This is a genomic window from Methylobacillus arboreus (assembly GCF_020532725.1).
GTDB classification, from domain to species: Bacteria; Pseudomonadota; Gammaproteobacteria; order Burkholderiales; family Methylophilaceae; genus Methylobacillus; species Methylobacillus arboreus.
Window position 1 is genome coordinate 390,877 of the sequence record NZ_JAJAVC010000011.1, and the last position, 17,423, is coordinate 408,299.

General features: G+C 53.5%; 16 protein-coding genes. 5 read left to right on the plus strand and 11 right to left on the minus strand.

Features of this window, described 5'->3' with window-relative positions:
- The first annotated feature begins 328 nt into the window (after window positions 1-328).
- Window positions 329-1,747 (plus strand): porin, encoded by a 1,419-nt coding sequence (locus LG198_RS12845; RefSeq protein WP_230343578.1) that lies wholly within the window; start codon window positions 329-331, stop codon window positions 1,745-1,747.
- A gap of 100 nt (window positions 1,748-1,847) precedes the next feature.
- Complete coding sequence (locus LG198_RS12850) at window positions 1,848-5,252, plus strand: bifunctional diguanylate cyclase/phosphodiesterase (RefSeq protein ID WP_268866867.1); 3,405 nt, start codon at window positions 1,848-1,850, stop codon at window positions 5,250-5,252.
- A gap of 11 nt (window positions 5,253-5,263) precedes the next feature.
- Here LG198_RS12850 and fdx read toward each other — a convergent pair whose 3' ends face one another.
- The 10 genes from fdx to LG198_RS12900 form a co-directional block, all read right to left on the minus strand.
- Entirely contained in the window at window positions 5,264-5,605 is a 342-nt protein-coding gene (gene fdx / locus LG198_RS12855) for an ISC system 2Fe-2S type ferredoxin (RefSeq protein ID WP_230343580.1), read from the minus strand.
- Between the two features lie 3 nt (window positions 5,606-5,608).
- On the minus strand, window positions 5,609-7,477 hold the full coding sequence (gene hscA, locus LG198_RS12860; RefSeq protein WP_230343581.1) for a Fe-S protein assembly chaperone HscA: 1,869 nt from the start codon (window positions 7,475-7,477) through the stop codon (window positions 5,609-5,611).
- Window positions 7,478-7,486: 9 nt separating this feature from the next.
- Window positions 7,487-8,020 carry a Fe-S protein assembly co-chaperone HscB gene (hscB, locus tag LG198_RS12865; protein WP_268866868.1) on the minus strand — a complete coding sequence of 178 codons (534 nt, stop codon included), beginning with the start codon at window positions 8,018-8,020 and terminating at the stop codon, window positions 7,487-7,489.
- Window positions 8,021-8,090: 70 nt separating this feature from the next.
- Window positions 8,091-8,414, minus strand: coding sequence for an iron-sulfur cluster assembly protein IscA (iscA, locus tag LG198_RS12870; protein ID WP_230343583.1), 324 nt, complete (start codon window positions 8,412-8,414; stop codon window positions 8,091-8,093).
- 11 nt (window positions 8,415-8,425) lie between these two features.
- Window positions 8,426-8,833, minus strand: coding sequence for a Fe-S cluster assembly scaffold IscU (iscU, locus tag LG198_RS12875; protein WP_230343584.1), 408 nt, complete (start codon window positions 8,831-8,833; stop codon window positions 8,426-8,428).
- 126 nt (window positions 8,834-8,959) lie between these two features.
- A complete protein-coding gene (locus LG198_RS12880; protein WP_230343585.1) occupies window positions 8,960-10,177 on the minus strand; it encodes an IscS subfamily cysteine desulfurase in 1,218 nt (405 codons plus the stop codon).
- An 11-nt stretch (window positions 10,178-10,188) separates the two neighbouring features.
- Window positions 10,189-11,337, minus strand: a complete 1,149-nt coding sequence (locus LG198_RS12885; protein WP_230343586.1) for a cysteine desulfurase family protein — start codon at window positions 11,335-11,337, stop codon at window positions 10,189-10,191.
- A gap of 15 nt (window positions 11,338-11,352) precedes the next feature.
- A complete protein-coding gene (iscR, locus tag LG198_RS12890) occupies window positions 11,353-11,823 on the minus strand; it encodes a Fe-S cluster assembly transcriptional regulator IscR (protein WP_230343587.1) in 471 nt (156 codons plus the stop codon).
- A gap of 101 nt (window positions 11,824-11,924) precedes the next feature.
- Entirely contained in the window at window positions 11,925-12,677 is a 753-nt protein-coding gene (cysE, locus tag LG198_RS12895; RefSeq protein ID WP_230343588.1) for a serine O-acetyltransferase, read from the minus strand.
- 38 nt (window positions 12,678-12,715) lie between these two features.
- Window positions 12,716-13,468, minus strand: coding sequence for an RNA methyltransferase (locus tag LG198_RS12900; RefSeq protein WP_230343589.1), 753 nt, complete (start codon window positions 13,466-13,468; stop codon window positions 12,716-12,718).
- 125 nt (window positions 13,469-13,593) lie between these two features.
- Between LG198_RS12900 and LG198_RS12905 the strand changes: the two genes are divergently transcribed.
- From LG198_RS12905 to LG198_RS12915, 3 genes are all read left to right on the plus strand, one after another.
- Complete coding sequence (locus LG198_RS12905) at window positions 13,594-14,403, plus strand: inositol monophosphatase family protein (protein WP_230343590.1); 810 nt, start codon at window positions 13,594-13,596, stop codon at window positions 14,401-14,403.
- Between the two features lie 327 nt (window positions 14,404-14,730).
- Window positions 14,731-16,089, plus strand: coding sequence for an ATP-binding protein (locus LG198_RS12910; RefSeq protein ID WP_230343591.1), 1,359 nt, complete (start codon window positions 14,731-14,733; stop codon window positions 16,087-16,089).
- On the plus strand, window positions 16,086-16,727 hold the full coding sequence (locus LG198_RS12915) for a response regulator (RefSeq protein WP_230343592.1): 642 nt from the start codon (window positions 16,086-16,088) through the stop codon (window positions 16,725-16,727). The genes LG198_RS12910 and LG198_RS12915 overlap by 4 nt, the downstream gene beginning before the upstream one ends.
- 241 nt (window positions 16,728-16,968) lie before the next feature.
- On the opposite strand, the gene LG198_RS12920 is transcribed toward LG198_RS12915, so the two are convergent.
- A partial coding sequence (locus LG198_RS12920; RefSeq protein ID WP_230343593.1) for a LuxR C-terminal-related transcriptional regulator occupies window positions 16,969-17,423 on the minus strand: 455 nt, incomplete at its 5' end.

A 17,423-nucleotide genomic window follows, 5' to 3' on the forward strand; every position in this document is an offset into this window, starting at 1 on the left:
TATTGTAAGTAAATGTAAGGTTTTGCAAGGATTTGGCAAAAAATTCAATGCATCATGGAGTTAAATCATGACGGCTTCATGAAAATAATCGAAGGGGTCACAGGTTTCTAGTTCTTTTTTGATGCTGCACTTTATATGGTTGTCATAAAAGTGTCATTTTCAGTACATCATTCAGTCACATTGCATGCACATACTGCACACCATATTACTTACGGGACTAGTTCTTCCTTAAGTAATAGGCGGCTACACCGCCAATTGGCAAGTACCAATATTGGTACACATCTTAATAAGTGCATATTTAAAAGTGATTGCGATGACAACAGGGAAGATGACCCCCAAAGCCATAGTGGCAGCTGTTATTCTTGCCACCGCATCTGCTACTGCAATGGCAGATGCACAAGTCCTAGAGTTATATGTGGATTCCACTACCAAGCAAATTTTTGCCGAGCCCGGGCCTAACCGGGTGAAAATGGGAACTTTCAAATCTGTTGATAGCGCTGCTGAAGCCAAAAGCGAGAATCCTGCCAGCGTAGACCTGGTCGAAATGAGGCAGGAGCTGGAGCTCAAGCAGCGTGAACTGGAAGAAAAGCTCGACAAGATCGCCATGGCCCCGGCACCCAAGCCGGCCAGTTCTAGCAAAAATTGGGCTGACACCATGAAGGTACGTGGTTATATGCAGCTCCGCAGTAATCCCATTGTTGGCGGTGACAAGCAGATTGCCCACCAGGCTGACCGTTCCATTGGGGACAATACTAATTTCCTCATTCGCCGTATGCGCCTGATTTTTTACGGCGATATCGGTGAGCGTCTTTCTTATTACATTCAGCCGGATTTTGCCAGCCGGAGCGGCGATGGTACCGGCAACCTTGCGCAGTTGCGCGATGCCTACGGCGATGTCTACCTGACCAAGGACAGGGTGCACCGTTTGCGTGTTGGTCAATCCAAGATTCCATACAGCTTTGAAAACTTGCAGTCGAGCCAGAACCGTATCGCGCTGGACCGTAACGATGCGTTGAACAGCTGTTGTAAGGACGAGCGTGACTTGGGTGTGTTCTACTACTACACACCAAAAGACCAGCAGGAAATGTTCAAGTATCTGGTGGATAGCGGACTCAAGGGTTCAGGCAACTACGGTGTCTTTGCTTTCGGTGCCTATAACGGTACTGGTGCGAACCGTTCGGAGAACAACGATAACCTGCACCTGGTGTCGCGTTTCACTTATCCGGTCAAGTTCGAGAATGGCCAGATTTTCGAAGCTGGCATTCAGGGGATTTACGGTACGTTTAAGCCAAGCACGAGCGGCGCTGTCGTTGCCGACTCCAAGACGGACGGTTTCAAGGACCAGCGCGTAGGCCTGCATGCCGTGCTTTATCCACAGCCTTTCGGTCTACAGGCGGAATGGAACTGGGGTAAAGGACCTTCGCTTAACGATGCAGGAACGATGATCGAGGAAAGCTCGCTTAATGGCGGTTATATCCAGGCCATGTACCGCATCAAGGATTTCTATGGGTATGGCATCATGACGCCTTTTGTGAAGTGGCAATATTTTGACGGCGCACAGAAGTTTGAAACCAATGCGCCGCAAAACAATGTCAACGACTGGGAAGCTGGCTTTGAGTGGCAGCCGGTGCCTGAGATCGAGTTTACGGCGTATTACTCCAAGCTGGATCGCAACAATCTCGCAACAGCGCCTTATTCAAAATACAACACCGATATTCTGCGCTTTCAGTTGCAATACAATTTCTAAACTGGTCTAGCAGTGATTTGAGCCCGCTTCGAGCGGGCTTTTTATTGCTTAAGGGATTTTTATCCGCAATTGTAGGAATTTGCTACTACAATCCCAGATTATGTACATATCAAGCCACCAGTCTGCCCAAAAAGCCAGGCCGATTCGATATCTGCTGATCTCAATTGCGATAGCCTTGGGTTATTTTCTGCTTGGGCATAGCACCATGCAGCTCGGAATTCCCGAGACCTTTGCCACCTTCATATGGCCGCCTGCCGGGTTTGCCCTGGCGGTCTTGATCCTTGGCGGCCTGCGTATGCTGCCTGGTTTGCTGGTGGGGGCGGTGATGACGCAATACAGTGCGAATTTGCCTGTTTTGGGCGCAGTCACTATTGCGTTTAGCAGCATTGCCAGTGCCGCTTTCGGATATTACATACTGACCCGGTATATCAAGTTTGAAGCAGCGATGACCCGCCTGCGCGATCTGTTGGGCATGATACTGACGGGTGCGATTCTTAGCCCTTTGCTAAGCGCTACTTTCGGGTGTTTGAGCCTGAAGTCGTTTGGTGTTGTGCAAGGCCCCGCATTATATGAAATCTGGCTGCAATGGTGGATGGGGGATGCCTTGGGCATCATTCTCCTGACCCCTGCAATATTGGCTTGCTTTCACTACGAGCCTGTGCGCTGGACACGTGCCAAGATACTTGAGGCTATCGTATTAGGCGCGCTTCTGCTTGGCCTGGTCCTGCTGGCAGTTAATGGCGTCTTGTCTCAAACGTTGGCCGAACTGGAAGCCAAGGCTTTTCTCGTATTTCCACTGGTGATCTGGGCTGCGTTGAGCTTTCATCAGCGCGGAGCCGCCATTGCTTCCCTGGTGATTGCGATCGCTGCCTTGTGGGGCGGCGGGGGATATCGCGGTTATTTCAGCATGGGGATTAGTAGCGCGGATCTTTTCAATTATTGGTTGTTTGCACTGGTGACGGTGTCTATAGGCGTTGGCCTGTCGGGTTTGTATGTTGGGCGCTTGCGCGCCGATGAGCAGCTGAAACGCCGGCTAGGATTTTATAACGCCTTGAGCAATGCCCAGTCCGATGCAGGAGAGGGCGTGATGGTGATCGAACATGGCAAGATCATCTATGCCAACGAGGCTGTATGGGAGATAGGAGGATATGATGCGCGCGATATTCCCATGGGCTCGAATTTTCTTACCTTGATTCATCCCAGTGACCGGGAGCGTGTGGCGCAACATTATGCACACCGGATGCATGGGGAATACGCTCCCAGCCGATATGAAGCGACCGCGATCAGCAAGGCGGGAAAACCGATCCCGATCGAGGTGGCTGCCGCCAACTATCGTGATGGCAGCGAAAGAGTCGTGGTATTGATCATCGATATCAGCAGCCGCAAGCAGGCGGAAGAGGCTTTGTTGCAAAGCCGTGCCGAATATCGCGAGTTGGTGGAGTCTGTGCATGCCGTGGTATGGCGGGCGAAGCCGGACACGGCATTTACCTTTGTCAGCCAGGAAGCGGAGAGCCTGCTTGGATATCCGTTGGAAGAGTGGACCGACAACCCGAAATTCTGGATGGAAAAGATGCATGCGGATGATCGGGAGTGGGTCGTTGATTTCTGCGCCCGGGAATCGAAACAGCTCAAGGACCATGTATTCGAATACAGGATGCTGGCTGCTGATGGCAGGGTAGTTTGGCTGCAAGATATTGTGCGTGTCATTCCGGATCGTTTCGGCAATCCCCAAGAGCTGCTGGGCGTGATGCTGGATATTACCGCGCGCAAGGTAGCCGAGACCGGCCTCAATCTTTCCAAACAGGTGTTCGACAATACGAGCGAGGCCATCCTGATTGCGGACCGGAATCGTCATGTCCTGGAGGTAAACGAGGCCTATCTGGCAATGACCGGCTATACACGCGAAGACTGCATCGGTACACGGTTATCTCTGCTCGACGAAATCAGCGAGGGCGATCAGGTCATTGGAAATCTGGTGCAACAGCACGGGAAATGGATGGGAGAATTGCTCGCACGCAAAAAGAGCGGCGAATATTATCCGGAATGGGTGTCGATCAGCACCGTGCATGACAACAATGGCATTCTGCAGAACTATGTCGTGGTGCTCACTGATATCAGCCAGCGCAAGCAATCTGAAGAACGCTTGCAGTTCCTCGCCACGCATGATGGCCTGACTGGCCTTCCCAATCGTGCGTTGCTACAGGAGCGTATGGAGCTGGGCTTGTTGCGGGCACAGCGCTATCAGCAGCGGATAGGCGTGCTTTTCATTGATCTGGACCGGTTCAAGATCATTAACGACACCTTGGGGCACCAGGCTGGCGATCTGCTGTTGCAGGAGGCCGCGGGGCGGCTCAGGGAGTGCCTGCGTCAAACTGATACGGTTGCCCGCCAGGGCGGTGACGAGTTTGTGGTGCTGGTGGAAGATTTTACCGAGCAGCAATACCTGGTGAAGGTCGCACGCAAGATCATGGATACGCTGGCCCAGCCTTTCATCCTGATGCAGCAGGAGTTATACATCAGTGCAAGCATTGGGATCAGCGTCTATCCCGAGGATGGGGTAGAAATTTTCTCGCTGCTCAAGAATGCCGATATGGCCATGTATCGTGCCAAGGATAACGGCAAGAATACCTTTCATTTTTATTCTGCAGAGAGCAATGCCAACAGTGTCAGCCGCCTTACGTTGGAGAATAGCTTGCGCCGTGCCTTGGAGCGGGAGGAGTTCACGCTGCTGTACCAGGCGAAGCTTGATTTGGCCGACCAGAGCATCATTGGCGCCGAGGCGTTAATTCGCTGGCATAGCGCCGAGCTTGGCATGGTGTCGCCACAAGATTTTATCCCGATTGCAGAAGAAACCGGGCTGATTATTGATATTGGTGAGTGGGTGCTGAATCAGGCATGCCGGGATGCTTACCATTGGCAGGCAATAGCGGGCAGGCCAGTCCGGGTGGCGGTGAATCTTTCAGCCCGCCAATTCCGCGAGGATAGCCTGCATGAGGCAATCAGCGATGCATTGGCGCAAAGTGGCCTGACGCCTGATTGTCTGGAGCTGGAAATCACTGAAAGCATGATCATGCAGAATGCGGAACGTGCAAGCCAAATGCTGCAGCATTTCCGTAATTTGGGCAGTCATGTGCTGATTGATGACTTTGGTACTGGCTACTCGTCATTGGGCTATCTCAAACACTTCCCGATTGATTCGCTGAAAATCGACCGTTCCTTTGTGCGGGACATTCCGCAGGATAGCGATGATATGGCAATCACGCAGGCCATTATCGCCATGGCGCACAGCCTCAAGATCAAGGTTGTGGCTGAGGGGGTCGAAACCCAGGCGCAGCTTGATTTTCTGCGTGCGCAAAGATGTGACCAGTTGCAGGGCTATATCTTTAGCCGCCCGCTGAGCGCGGACGATTTTATCGGCATGCTGCGTTTTGATACTGCAAAACGTGCTGGGCGTACCCATGTGCGTGGTTTGCGGCTTGCCGAAGTTGGGATGGCCGGAGCTTAGCCAGCGCCAGACTAGTGAGGTGGTTCCTTGGCAAGGTTGAGTGAGTAGGTTGGGATTTCCACCACAATATCCTCGTCTCCCACAATGGCCTGGCAGGAAAGGCGGGAATTGGGTTTCAGGCCCCAGGCCTGGTCCAGCATGTCTTCCTCGTTCTCATCTGGTTCCGGTAAGGAGTTGTAACCCTTCTGGATGTAGACATGGCAAGTGGTGCATGCACAAACACCGCCACACGCGCTGTCAATATCGATATGCTGCTTGTGCAGGTTATGGCAGATTGAGCGGTCCGGTTGTGCTTCAAATGTCTTGCCTTCAGGACAGTATTCCGGATGAGGAAGAACGGTAATTTTTGCCATGACCTAAAGTTCCAGTGTATTCAAGGTTTGCCCGGCAAGCGCTTGCCTGACCGAGGCATCCATACGGCGTGCCGCAAAGGCTTCGGTAGCGTGGTTGAGCGCATCGACCGCCTTCTGGATCGCATCGCTGTCGTCTTGTTGTGCGAGCTGGCGCAGGTTTTCCATTTCTGCTGTGATGGCGGCTTTTTCTTCGGTATTCAATAGCTTGTCGCCGTCCTGGCGCAAGGCAGCATCAATGGCTTCCAGCAATCGCGCAGCATCCACCCGGACTTCCTGCACTGCGCGGGCATGCTTGTCTGCTTCGGCAGAATTGAAGGAGGTTTGCAGCATGTGGGTGATCTGGTCTTCGCTCAGGCCATAAGAGGGTTTGACCACGATATTGGCGTGAGCGCCACTGGTTTGTTCCTGGGCAGAAACCGAGAGCAAGCCGTCGGCATCCACCTGGAAAGTCACGCGGATACGTGCAGCGCCAGCAGCCATAGGCGGGATGCCACGCAGCTCGAAGCGGCCCAGCGAGCGGCAGTCCGTCACCAGTTCGCGTTCGCCCTGCAGCACGTGGATGCTCATGGCGGTCTGGCCGTCCTTGAAGGTGGTGAAGTCCTGCGCGCGCGCAATCGGCAGGGTGGAGTTGCGGGGAATGACTTTTTCCACCAGGCCGCCCATGGTTTCCAGGCCAAGGGAAAGCGGGATGACATCCAGCAACAGCAGGTCATCGTCGCTGCGGTTGCCGGCAAGAATATTGGCCTGGATGGCAGCGCCGAGCGCGACGACCTGGTCGGGATCCAGGTTAGTCAGGGGCGCCTGGCCAAAAAAGCTGGCGACGGCCTTGCGTACCTGCGGCATGCGCGTGGCACCCCCTACCAGCACAACGCCCTTGATTTCCTCTATTGAAAGCTCGGCATCGCGCAATGCCTTGCGGATTGGGTTTAATGTGCGGTTGATGAGCTGCTGGCTTAAAGCGTGAAATTCGGCTTGGCTCAGGTTGAGGTTAATGATGTCCCCTTGGCTCAATACTGCGGTAATGCTGGCACTGGCATGTTCAGTGAGCCACTCCTTGGCTTCACGGGCCTTGGTCATCAGTAGGCGCGTGTCGGCCGGACTAAGTGGTTGTAGGCTGGCCTGTTCCAATATCCAGCAGAAAATGCGGCGGTCAAAGTCATCGCCTCCCAGGGCAGAATCGCCATTGGTGGCGAGTACTTCAAATACGCCTTTGGCCAAGCGCAGGATGGAAATATCAAAGGTGCCTCCACCCAGGTCATAAATGACGTAAATGCCTTCCGATGCATTGTCCAGGCCATAGGCGACTGCGGCGGCCGTGGGTTCGTTCAGCAGGCGCAGCACATTGAGGCCGGCAAGGCGGGCGGCATCCTTGGTGGCTTGACGTTGCGCATCGTCAAAATAGGCGGGCACGGTAATGACGGCACCGGTCAGCTCTCCGCCCAGCGCCTGTTCTGCACGCGCCTTGAGCGTTTTCAGGATTTCCGCAGAAACCTCCACCGGGCTCTTGATGCCTGCACGGGTTTGAATTTGCACCATGCCTGGCGATTCAACAAAGCGATAAGGCAGATGGCTGGTATCGCCGATATCATTGAGTCCGCGACCCAAGAAGCGCTTGACCGAAACAATGGTATTTTGCGGATCCTGGCTTTGCTGTAATTGGGCTGGATAACCGACTTCAATTTGATTGTCGGCAGTGTAATGGACGACAGAAGGCAGCAATGCATGCCCGGTTTCATCAAGCAACACGGTGCTCAGGCCGCTGCGTACGGTGGCCACCAGCGAGTTGGTCGTGCCCAGGTCTATGCCCACCGCCAAGCGGTGCTGGTGGGGGGCGGTGCTCATGCCGGGTTCTGATATCTGTAATAAAGCCATAACTTGATTTTATTCGTCTTCCAGTTTGCTTATTTTGTGTTCGACATCTGCACGTATCTTGTCGATGAAACTCAATTTACGCACGATGCCGGCAGCTTCCTGCCATGCCTGTTGCTGATCAAGGATGGCAACGAGCTTTTGCTCCAGCGCTTGCGCCTGCTCGCGCATCTGCTTGAGCGATGCGTCCAGTGCGGCAATATTTCGCTCGTCATAGGCTTCTTCCACGGTTTCACGCCATTCCATCTGCAGCATCAGAAAGTCGGCTGGCATGGCGGTGTTGTTTTCCTCTTCGGTGTCCACACCATGCAGTGCCAGCAGGTAGCGAGCCCTTGTAGTGGGATGCTTGAGGGTGCGGTAGGCTTCGTTAGCCTGGGTTGCCCATTGCATGGATTGCATGCGTTCACCGGGAGACGCAGCTGCAAAACGATCCGGGTGAACCTCTGCTTGCAACTTGCGATAGTGTTGATCCAGCAACGCCATATCCAGTGCGAACTGTGCAGGCATGCCAAGGAGCTCAAAATGATTCTTTTGTAGGTCAGACATAAAAGGGCGGCGGTTAAACAGGGGCGGGCAGCCGGGTTATCCCCAGCTACCGGGAATGAGCGTGAGCAAGCTAGACGGTAAAACTTTCGCCGCAGCCGCACTCGTCCTTGACATTCGGGTTGTTGAACTTAAACCCTTCATTGATGCCTTCCTTGGCAAAATCCAGCTCGGTGCCATCAATATAGACCAGGCTTTTGGGATCGACGATGACCTTGACGTCATGACTTTCAAACACGAGGTCCTCTGTGTTGATTTCATCGACAAATTCCAGGGTATACGCCATGCCGGAACAGCCGGTGGTCTTGACGCCAAGGCGCAGGCCTACGCCCTTGCCGCGATTGGCAAGAAACTTCTGCACACGTTGAGCTGCAGTTTCGGTGAGCGAGATTGCCATATGAAAACCCTTTACGCTGCCTGTTCGTGTTCGTCCTTGGTGCCCTGCTTGGCCTTGAGGTCGGCAACCGCTGCGCGGATTGCATCTTCTGCCAGCACCGAGCAATGGATCTTGACGGGAGGTAAGGCCAGCTCTTCTGCAATGTCGGAGTTCTTGATTTCCATGACCTGGTCAAGCGACTTGCCCTTGATCCACTCAGTTACCAGTGAACTGGAAGCAATGGCCGAACCGCAGCCATAGGTTTTGAACTTGGCATCCTCAATGATGCCTTGCTCATTGACCTTGATTTGCAGCTTCATGACGTCGCCGCAGGCTGGGGCGCCCACCATGCCGGTGCCGACAGATGGGTCGTTCTTGTCCAGGGAACCCACATTACGTGGATTTTCGTAGTGATCGAGTACTTTGTCTGAATAAGCCATTTTTCTACTCCTCAAATGTGTGCAACACATGCCGCTGCTTGGGTTGTACCTGCGCGGCAGTTGCAGGTGCCTATAACTATTTTGCTAACTTCAGTAGTCACAAGCCTTGGTTAAGGTGGGCGGCTGTTAGTGCGCTGCCCATTGCAAGGTGTTCAAATCCACTCCGTCCAGATGCATCTCCCAGAGTGGGGATAATTCACGCAACTTGCCGATCTTGCTCTTCATGAGCTCTATGGTGTAATCAATATCCTCTTCTGTCGTGAAACGCCCGATCGAGAAACGGATGGAACTGTGAGCAAGCTCGTCCGACCGACCAAGCGCACGCAGGACATAAGAGGGCTCCAGGCTTGCCGAAGTGCAGGCGGAACCGCTGGATACCGCAATATCCTTGACAGCCATGATCAGCGATTCGCCTTCAACAAAGTTGAAGCTAATGTTCAGATTGTGCGCCACGCGGTGTTCAAGGTCACCATTGACATACACCTCGTCGATCTCTTCCAGGCCCTTGAGCAAGCGGTCGCGCAACTGGCGAATCCGCAGGTTTTCGCTGTCCATTTCTTCACGTGCTATGCGGAAGGCTTCACCCATGCCGACAATCTGGTGTGTCGCCAGGGTGCCAGAGCGCATGCCGCGCTCATGGCCGCCGCCATGCATTTGCGCTTCAATGCGTACGCGTGGTTTGCGACGCACATACAGGGCGCCGATACCTTTGGGGCCGTAGGTCTTGTGCGCAGAGAAACTCATCAAGTCCACAGGAAGCTTTTGCAGGTCAATATGCACCTTGCCGGTCGCCTGTGCCGCATCCACATGGAAGATCACGCCCTGTTCGCGGCAGATGTTGCCTAGTGCCTCAATATCCTGAATCACGCCGATTTCGTTATTCACCAGCATGACAGAAGCCAGCACAGTATCCGGGCGCAGGGCGGCCCTGAATTTCTCCAGGTCTACCAGGCCGTCGGGTTCCGGTATCAGGTAAGTGGCTTCATAACCAAGGCGTTCCAGTTCGCGCACCGTATCAATCACGGCCTTGTGCTCAGTCTGCACGGTGACGATATGCCTGCCCTTGTTGGGGCTGTAAAAATTCGCTGCTCCCTTGATGGCCAGGTTGTTGGACTCGGTCGCACCCGAAGTCCAGACAATTTCACGCGGGTCGGCATTGACCAGCTTGGCCACTTCCTCACGGGCATTCTCCACGGCCTTTTCCGCGGTCCAGCCGAAGGCATGGCTGCGTGAGGCCGGGTTGCCGAAATGCTCGGTGATGTAAGGAATCATTTTTTCCGCCACACGCGGGTCAACCGGGGTGGTGGCTGAATAATCCAGATAAATTGGCGTACGTACTGTCATTTTCCGTTTTCCTAAACTGCGATTGCAGTTAACTTTCTCAATCGTGAGAGCTCGCGTTCCAGCGCTTGCAGGAAGGCGTCTACCTCTTGTGCTTCATTATTGTTGCCCAGACTTACTCTGATCGCACCGCGCGCGATATCCGGGTGAATACCCATTGCCAGCAAGACATGGCTAGGCTCTGTGTTATCGCTGGAGCAGGCAGAGCCGCTGGCAACAGCAAACCCTTGTTTGTCCAGTGCCATCACCAGGGTTTCGCCCTCAATGCCGTCAAAGGCAAAAAAGCTGGTGTTGGGCAAGCGTTCTGCTTCCGCACCGAAAATAATGGCGTCCAGCTTCTGAATGCCTTGTTCAAGGCGCGTACGCAAGGAAATCAGCTTACTTTGACGATTACGCGCCTCGGTCGCTGCCAGGTTGCAGGCGGCACCAAAGCCGACAATTGCCGCGATATTTTCGCTACCGCTTCTCAGTCCTTTTTCCTGACCACCGCCATAGAGGAGTGGCTGGATATCAATGCGCTTGTCCAAAATCAATGCACCGGCGCCCTGTGGGCCGTTGATCTTGTGCGAGGACAAACTCATCGCATGAATATTCAGACTGGCGAAATCCACATCAATCTTGCCCAGGGCCTGCACCGCATCCGTGTGCATGTAAGCCTTGTGCCGGCGGGCAAGCTCTCCCAGGACTGCAACATCCTGGATGACACCGGTTTCGTTATTTGCCAGCATGACCGACACCATGTCGGTTTTATTTTCCAATATGGTTTCCAAGGAGGTTTTTTCAACCTGACCATGCCGATTGCTGCCAATTCGATCTAACTTCCAACCCTGCCATTTCAATGCTTCAGCCGGCCTGGAAACAGCAGGATGCTCTATCCTGCTGACGGCAATCCGGCCTGCCCCCAGGGCATTTGCCACACCGGTGATGGCAAGATTGTCTGACTCGGTACCGCCACTGGTAAAAATCACTTGCGATGGATGCGCGCCTACTGCCTCGGCGACTTGCTCACGTGCCTGGTCTATGGCATTACGGGCTGCGCGGCCAAAGATATGCCGACTGGTTGCATTGCCTTGTTGCTCCGACAAATAGGGCAGCATTGCCTGCAACACCTTGGGGTGAAGGGCGGTAGTGCCGTTGTTGTCGAAGTAAACAGAGCGATTCATTCTGCAATCCTGAAGTTAGGCTGCGGCTTGTACCGGGGCGCGCGAGTTTTCACGGCGCACAGTAAAGCGAATTTCCTTGCCTTCGCGTTGAGAAGCCACCAGGTCTGCAAGCGCAACACCAGAGAGGTATTCCAGTATCTTGCTGTTCAGGCTGGACCAAAGGTCGTGCGTCATGCAGGGCTTGCCTTCGTGGCAGTTTTCCTTGCCGCCGCATTGCGTTGCATCTATCAGTTCATCGACGGCAGTAATGATGTCCGAAACGGAAATATCGTTATGGCTTTTTGCCAGTCGATAACCGCCACCTGGTCCGCGTACGCTCTTGACCAGGCCGTTGCGACGGAGGCGGCTGAAAAGCTGTTCCAGATAGGAGAGGGAAATGCCCTGGCGCTCACTGATGCCCGCGAGGGTGACCGGCTTTTCCTCTTCATTGAGGGCCAGATCCAACATTGCAGTAACTGCAAAACGGCCTTTTGTGGTTAATCGCATGTTTAGTTCCTAAAGTTGTTCGGATAACGCGCCACTATTGGGTTTGGCGCAGCTTTCGCATAGCATGATTCTAGGATGGAATTCTAGAATACTTGAACACTTTAGTCAACTATTTTGTTGATGTAGTTCACATCAAAAGCATGGCCTACCTCGGCGTCTGTTTCGACGTCTGCGCCTAGCTTTGCAAGCTGTTGCTTGACTTCCTGCAGCTGGGTATCTTGATGGACGATATGCTCGATCAGGGCGTGGATCGCCTTGGCCATGGGGTCATTCATATTCTCGCTGACGGCATAGGCGGCGAATCCGATGTTTTCTTCCGTACTATCCTGTTGGTGCGGTTTTTCCTGGTCTACAATCCGTGCAGGGATGCCGACTGCGGTGGCACTGTCCGGAATATCCTTGACGACCACTGCGTTGGAGCCAATCTTGGCGTTGGCGCCAATGGTGATCGGGCCAAGTACTTTTGCACCTGCACCGATCACGACCCCTTCCAGCAGGGTGGGATGGCGTTTGCCTTTGTTCCATGAAGTGCCGCCAAGGGTGACACCGTGATACAGGGTGCAGTTGTTGCCGATGACGGCGGTTTCGCCGATGACGACTCCCATGCCATGGTCGATGAATACGCGGCGGCCAATGACGGCCCCTGGATGGATTTCAATACCGGTGAACCAGCGCGCGATATGGGAGCAGAGCCTTGCCAGCCAGTAAAAATGTATTTTCCAGAGCGAATGGGAGGCTCTATGGATTAGCAGGGCATGTACACCTGGATAGGTAGTCAGGATTTCCCAGCGGGTACGAGCGGCAGGGTCGCGCTCAAACACCACGCTGATGTCTTCTTTGATGTGGCTGAACATCCGAGTATTTTACTCTGAATTAACTTAAACAGCATGTTTCAGGAGCTTGGGGGCTCCGGTGGGCGCGGGGCCTGGGTAGCGCTCAAGATACCGCGCAGGATATTGACTTCTTCTTTTTCCAGCTTGGTACGCCCGTACAGGCGGCGCAAGCGTTGCATCAGGCGCTTGGGCTGTGCCGGATTGAGAAAGCCGATTTCAACCAGGACTTGCTCCAGGTGGGAATAGAAGCGTTCCACATCTTCGCTGGCTGCCAATGGCACAGCTTCCAAGCCTGCGGGTTGTGGATTGTCCAGCGCAGCCATGCGTAATTCATAGCTGATTACTTGTACGGCAGCGGCAAGATTGAGAGAGGAGTATTCGGGGTTGGCTGGAATCATGGCGAGCAGTTGGCAGTGGCCAAGTTCCTCGTTGGATAGTCCGCTCATTTCCGTGCCAAATACAATCGCTACTGGTGCATGGTGGGCTGTGCTAATGGCGCGTTGCACGCCTATGCGTGCCGAGACCAGTTCATGCGAAAGTTCGCGCCTGCGCGCGCTCATGCCAATTGCCAATGTGGTGCCATGCAGCGCCTCGGCCAGGGTTTCGGATATTTGGGCGCTTTCCAGGATGTCAGACGCTCCCGATGCCATGGCAACGGCATCGGCATGCGGGAAAGATTTTGGTTTGACCAGCATGAGCTGAGACAGGCCCATGGTCTTCATTGCCCGGGCAGCTGCGCCTATATTGCCAGGATGGCTGGTTTGGCAGAGCACAATGCGGATTTGTTCAAGCAGGTTAGGTTTGGATGTCATGGCAATAAGGCATTAAAATGTCATTTTACCAGTTTCGGGATGTATGCTCGTGAAGTCGGGCATGTCCGTATCTCTCCTGCTCTTTAACCCGCCCGGTCACCGGGATATCATAACGGAAAGAATCTATGCATTTGTTGAATAATGCGGTCAAGGCCGCCCGCCGTGCTGGCGATATTATTAATCGCGCCTCTCTGGATATTGGCGCGTTGACTGTACGCAGCAAGGATTACAATGATTTTGTCAGCGAGGTCGACCATGCTGCAGAGGCGGCGATCATCGACATCCTCAAGCATGCTTATCCTGACCATGGCTTCTTTGGCGAGGAAAGCGGACGTCAGGGCGACGATGCGGAGAATGTCTGGATTATTGACCCTCTGGATGGAACAACCAACTTTCTGCACGGTTTTCAACAGTATTCAGTATCCATTGCCCTGCGGCAGAAGGGCCAGATCACGCGCGCCGTGGTTTATGACCCGAGCCGTAATGACTTGTTTACTGCGATCCGCGGCGGCGGCGCCTTCCTCAATAACAAGCGCATCCGTGTCACCAATCGTCCCAAATTGCAGGACTCCCTGATTGGTACAGGCTTTCCGTTCCGCGACTTTAGCCATCTCGAAACCTATCTGGGCATGTTCAAGGATATGGTGAAAAAGACTGCTGGCCTGCGCCGTCCCGGCTCTGCCGCCCTAGACCTGGCTTACGTTGCTGCCGGCTGGTTTGACGGTTTCTGGGAAATTGGCCTTTCTACCTGGGATATTGCTGCAGGGGCCTTGCTGGTGCATGAGGCGGGTGGATTGGTCGGGGACTTTGAGGGTAATGAGGGCTTCCTGGAAAGCGGCAATATCGTGGCAGCCAATCCCAAGGTGTTTGCCCAGATGCTGCAAACCCTGGCTCCGCATCTGACGGATGCATTGAAAACGCCTAAAGGTCGATGATCTAAAAGATTGATGCTGAAGTGCAGCTGATAGCTGCCAATCGCGAGGCGGGTTTATAAAAGAAAAAAAGCCAGCGTGGGTTTCCACGCTGGCGTTACACTATGGAGAAGTTGCAAAGAACATGGAGTGAACTCTTAACTTCTGAGATACATTCTAGAGGGTGGGCTGGCAGGTGGCTGTAGGAATGTGTCATTTGGAATAGGGGAAATGTTCATTAAGATTTCGTGTTGGATATATGAGTGTCGGGACTTTTTCCCGTTTCTGTTTTCGGAGAACTGATTTAAATTGCGCAATCACTCGCAACCGCCTGCCCGGTCCAGTTCACCGATGAATCTTAAGTTACGTCTTAACCTGATCATTACCCTGCTGCTGGCATTGGTATTGGTACTTGCTGCCGCATTGATGATCCACAATGCGCGCGATGACGTGCGTGCCGAAGTGCAATCCACTGCCACGCTGGCCATGCATTTGCTGGATGCGGAAATATTGCATTACACCTCTGATTTCGGCTGGTTGCGTGAAACCGACGGTCAGAATTCCAACTCGATGTTCCGTTTGCATAGCCTCGGTAATGTCCGCCATCTTCGCATTGAGTTCTTTGATGCGCATGGCCGCCTGCGTGACAGCAATATCGAGGATGACAAGCAGGAGCCCGTATCCTGGCTCGTCCGCACGATGGGGTTCATCTCCCCGTCAATGCCGGAAATCCGCCGTAAGATTTTTGCCAATGGTCGCATGATTGGCGAGCTGGTGGTCACGCCTGACCCAACTTATGAAATCCAGGAAGTGCTGGGTGACATCATGGGGCTGCTAATGCTGGTGGCAGTCTTTTTTGTGGCCGTGAATGCATTGGTGTATTGGGCTGTTGGCCGTGCGATGCGGCCAGTGGATAGCGTCATGACAGCCTTGAACGAGCTGGAACAGGGAAACTTGAAAGCCAGGCTGCCTGAGTTTGAGTTGCCCGAGCTGGCTGGAATCAGCCGAAAATTCAATGCCATGGCAGAAACGCTGGAGAAAAGCATCCACAACAACCATAAGCTCACCCAGCAGATGATCCGGCTGCAGGAGGATGAACGCAAGAATCTCGCACGCGACCTCCACGACGAAATCGGCCAGTACCTGACCGCTGTCCATGTTGACGCCTCTGCCATCCTCAATGCCAAAAACATAGAGGGTGCGAAGGAGAGTGCCAAGGCGATCAGCGTTGTGGCGCGGCAAATGATGGATATTGTGCATGACATGTTGCAGAAATTGCGCCCGTCCGGCCTGGATGCCTTCGGCCTTACCACTGCCGTGACCGATCTCGTGAATACCTGGAAGCAGCGGAACCAGCAGGTGGAAGTTGATCTGGATATCCAGGAAGACCTGGATGACGTGCAGGATGAAACCACAGCCATTGCGGTGTATCGCATTGTGCAGGAATGCCTGACCAATGTGACCCGGCATTCTCATGCGAGCAGGGTAGGTATACGGATCAGTATCGAGAATGCTATGCTCAGCATCGCGGTGATGGATGATGGTCGGGGGTTTAATACCGCACAGTTGCCATCGGGCTTCGGGCTTGCTGGCATGCGTGAGCGCGTGGAAGGCCTGGGAGGACGCTTCTCGCTGGAAAGCGCCTTGGCGGCGGGAGTACGGATTAATGTTGAATTGCCATTACAAGAATCAATAGAGGGAAAGCAATGAGTGCCAATATTAGCGTCATGCTGGTGGATGACCATGAAGTCGTCCGCTCTGGTTTGCGACGCCTGCTTGAGCAGAATGAGGGGGTGGAAGTCATTGCTGAAGCGGATAGTGGTGAGCAGGCATACCAGTTTTACGGCGAGCATTTGCCCGATGTGGTCGTGATGGATATGTCCATGCCTGGCATGGGTGGGCTGGAAGCCTTGCGGCGCATTATTGCGCGTTACCCGCAGGCACGCATCATTATTTTTTCCATGCATGAAAATGCAGCTTTTGCATCACAGGCCCTGGGGGCAGGGGCAAGAGCCTATGTTGCTAAATCGGGTGCTGCCGACGACTTGGTTCAGGCCGTACGCGAAGTCGCGCAAGGCAAGGGTTATCTGAGTCCTGGCATTGCCCAACAGATCGCATTGCAAACACTTTCCGGCAGTGATGATCCGACGCGCCTGTTGTCTGCACGCGAGTTTGAAGTATTCCGCCTATTGGCCGCAGGGAAGGGAATAGAGGAAATTGCCACGATACTGAAAATCAGTCAGAAAACAGTGGCCAATTACCAGACCTTGTTAAAACAAAAGCTAGGCATCACCAGTCCGATCGAACTGGTACGTTTAGCAATTAAGCATGGCGTCATTGAAGGGTGAAGCAGGATTCCAGGATTTGTAGATGTAATTTCCCGAAAATCGGCAGACTTTATCCTTGTCGGGAATAAATCCCAGATATTTTGGGGAATTAATGTATAGATGGTTTATGGGCTTAGGCATACGATGTTAATCAACAGCTTGGTATTTTGTAGATAGCGGTTTCCCCATCAAGCCTGTTGTTCAACTCCATACCACTAAGGTTTAGTCAAAACCAGGCGATCACCTGGTTTTTTTTTGTGCCTTAATCGCGCTGCTGGGTGATGCCAAAGCGGATGGCCATATGCACTAACTGGCCTGTGGTTTGCACATTGAGTTTTTGTCGTACCTGGGTCTGTATATTGGCCGCTGTTTTATAACCAATATGCAGCTGTTCGGCGATGCCGCTCAATGAAACTCCCTCTGCAATACGGCGGAACACTTCAAACTCGCGCGGAGAGAGCTTTTCCAGTGGATTCTCGGTAGGGATGAATCGGTCCATGGCAAGATGTTGTGCCAATTCATGGCCGATGTAGCGCCCGCCACGCAGGACTTGCTTCACGGCTTCCAGTAATACTTCCGGCGCGTCTGTCTTGACGACATATCCCTTGGCGCCAGCCTGCATGGCGCGAGCAGCATAGATGTTGTCGTTATGCATGCTGAAAATGATCAGACGTGCATTGGCGTCACGTGCAATGATGCGGTGCAAAGTTTCCAGTC

Excerpts from the sequence above, each read along its gene's own strand:
- LG198_RS12845 (WP_230343578.1), top strand. The coding sequence starts at position 329 with ATGACCCCCAAAGCCATAGTGGCAGCTGTTATTCTTGCCACCGCATCT.
- LG198_RS12850 (WP_268866867.1), top strand. The coding sequence starts at position 1,848 with ATGTACATATCAAGCCACCAGTCTGCCCAAAAAGCCAGGCCGATTCGA.
- fdx (WP_230343580.1), bottom strand. The coding sequence starts at position 5,605 with ATGGCAAAAATTACCGTTCTTCCTCATCCGGAATACTGTCCTGAAGGC.
- hscA (WP_230343581.1), bottom strand. The coding sequence starts at position 7,477 with ATGGCTTTATTACAGATATCAGAACCCGGCATGAGCACCGCCCCCCAC.
- hscB (WP_268866868.1), bottom strand. The coding sequence starts at position 8,020 with ATGTCTGACCTACAAAAGAATCATTTTGAGCTCCTTGGCATGCCTGCA.
- iscA (WP_230343583.1), bottom strand. The coding sequence starts at position 8,414 with ATGGCAATCTCGCTCACCGAAACTGCAGCTCAACGTGTGCAGAAGTTT.
- iscU (WP_230343584.1), bottom strand. The coding sequence starts at position 8,833 with ATGGCTTATTCAGACAAAGTACTCGATCACTACGAAAATCCACGTAAT.
- LG198_RS12880 (WP_230343585.1), bottom strand. The coding sequence starts at position 10,177 with ATGACAGTACGTACGCCAATTTATCTGGATTATTCAGCCACCACCCCG.
- LG198_RS12885 (WP_230343586.1), bottom strand. The coding sequence starts at position 11,337 with ATGAATCGCTCTGTTTACTTCGACAACAACGGCACTACCGCCCTTCAC.
- iscR (WP_230343587.1), bottom strand. The coding sequence starts at position 11,823 with ATGCGATTAACCACAAAAGGCCGTTTTGCAGTTACTGCAATGTTGGAT.
- cysE (WP_230343588.1), bottom strand. The coding sequence starts at position 12,677 with ATGTTCAGCCACATCAAAGAAGACATCAGCGTGGTGTTTGAGCGCGAC.
- LG198_RS12900 (WP_230343589.1), bottom strand. The coding sequence starts at position 13,468 with ATGACATCCAAACCTAACCTGCTTGAACAAATCCGCATTGTGCTCTGC.
- LG198_RS12905 (WP_230343590.1), top strand. The coding sequence starts at position 13,594 with ATGCATTTGTTGAATAATGCGGTCAAGGCCGCCCGCCGTGCTGGCGAT.
- LG198_RS12910 (WP_230343591.1), top strand. The coding sequence starts at position 14,731 with ATGAATCTTAAGTTACGTCTTAACCTGATCATTACCCTGCTGCTGGCA.
- LG198_RS12915 (WP_230343592.1), top strand. The coding sequence starts at position 16,086 with ATGAGTGCCAATATTAGCGTCATGCTGGTGGATGACCATGAAGTCGTC.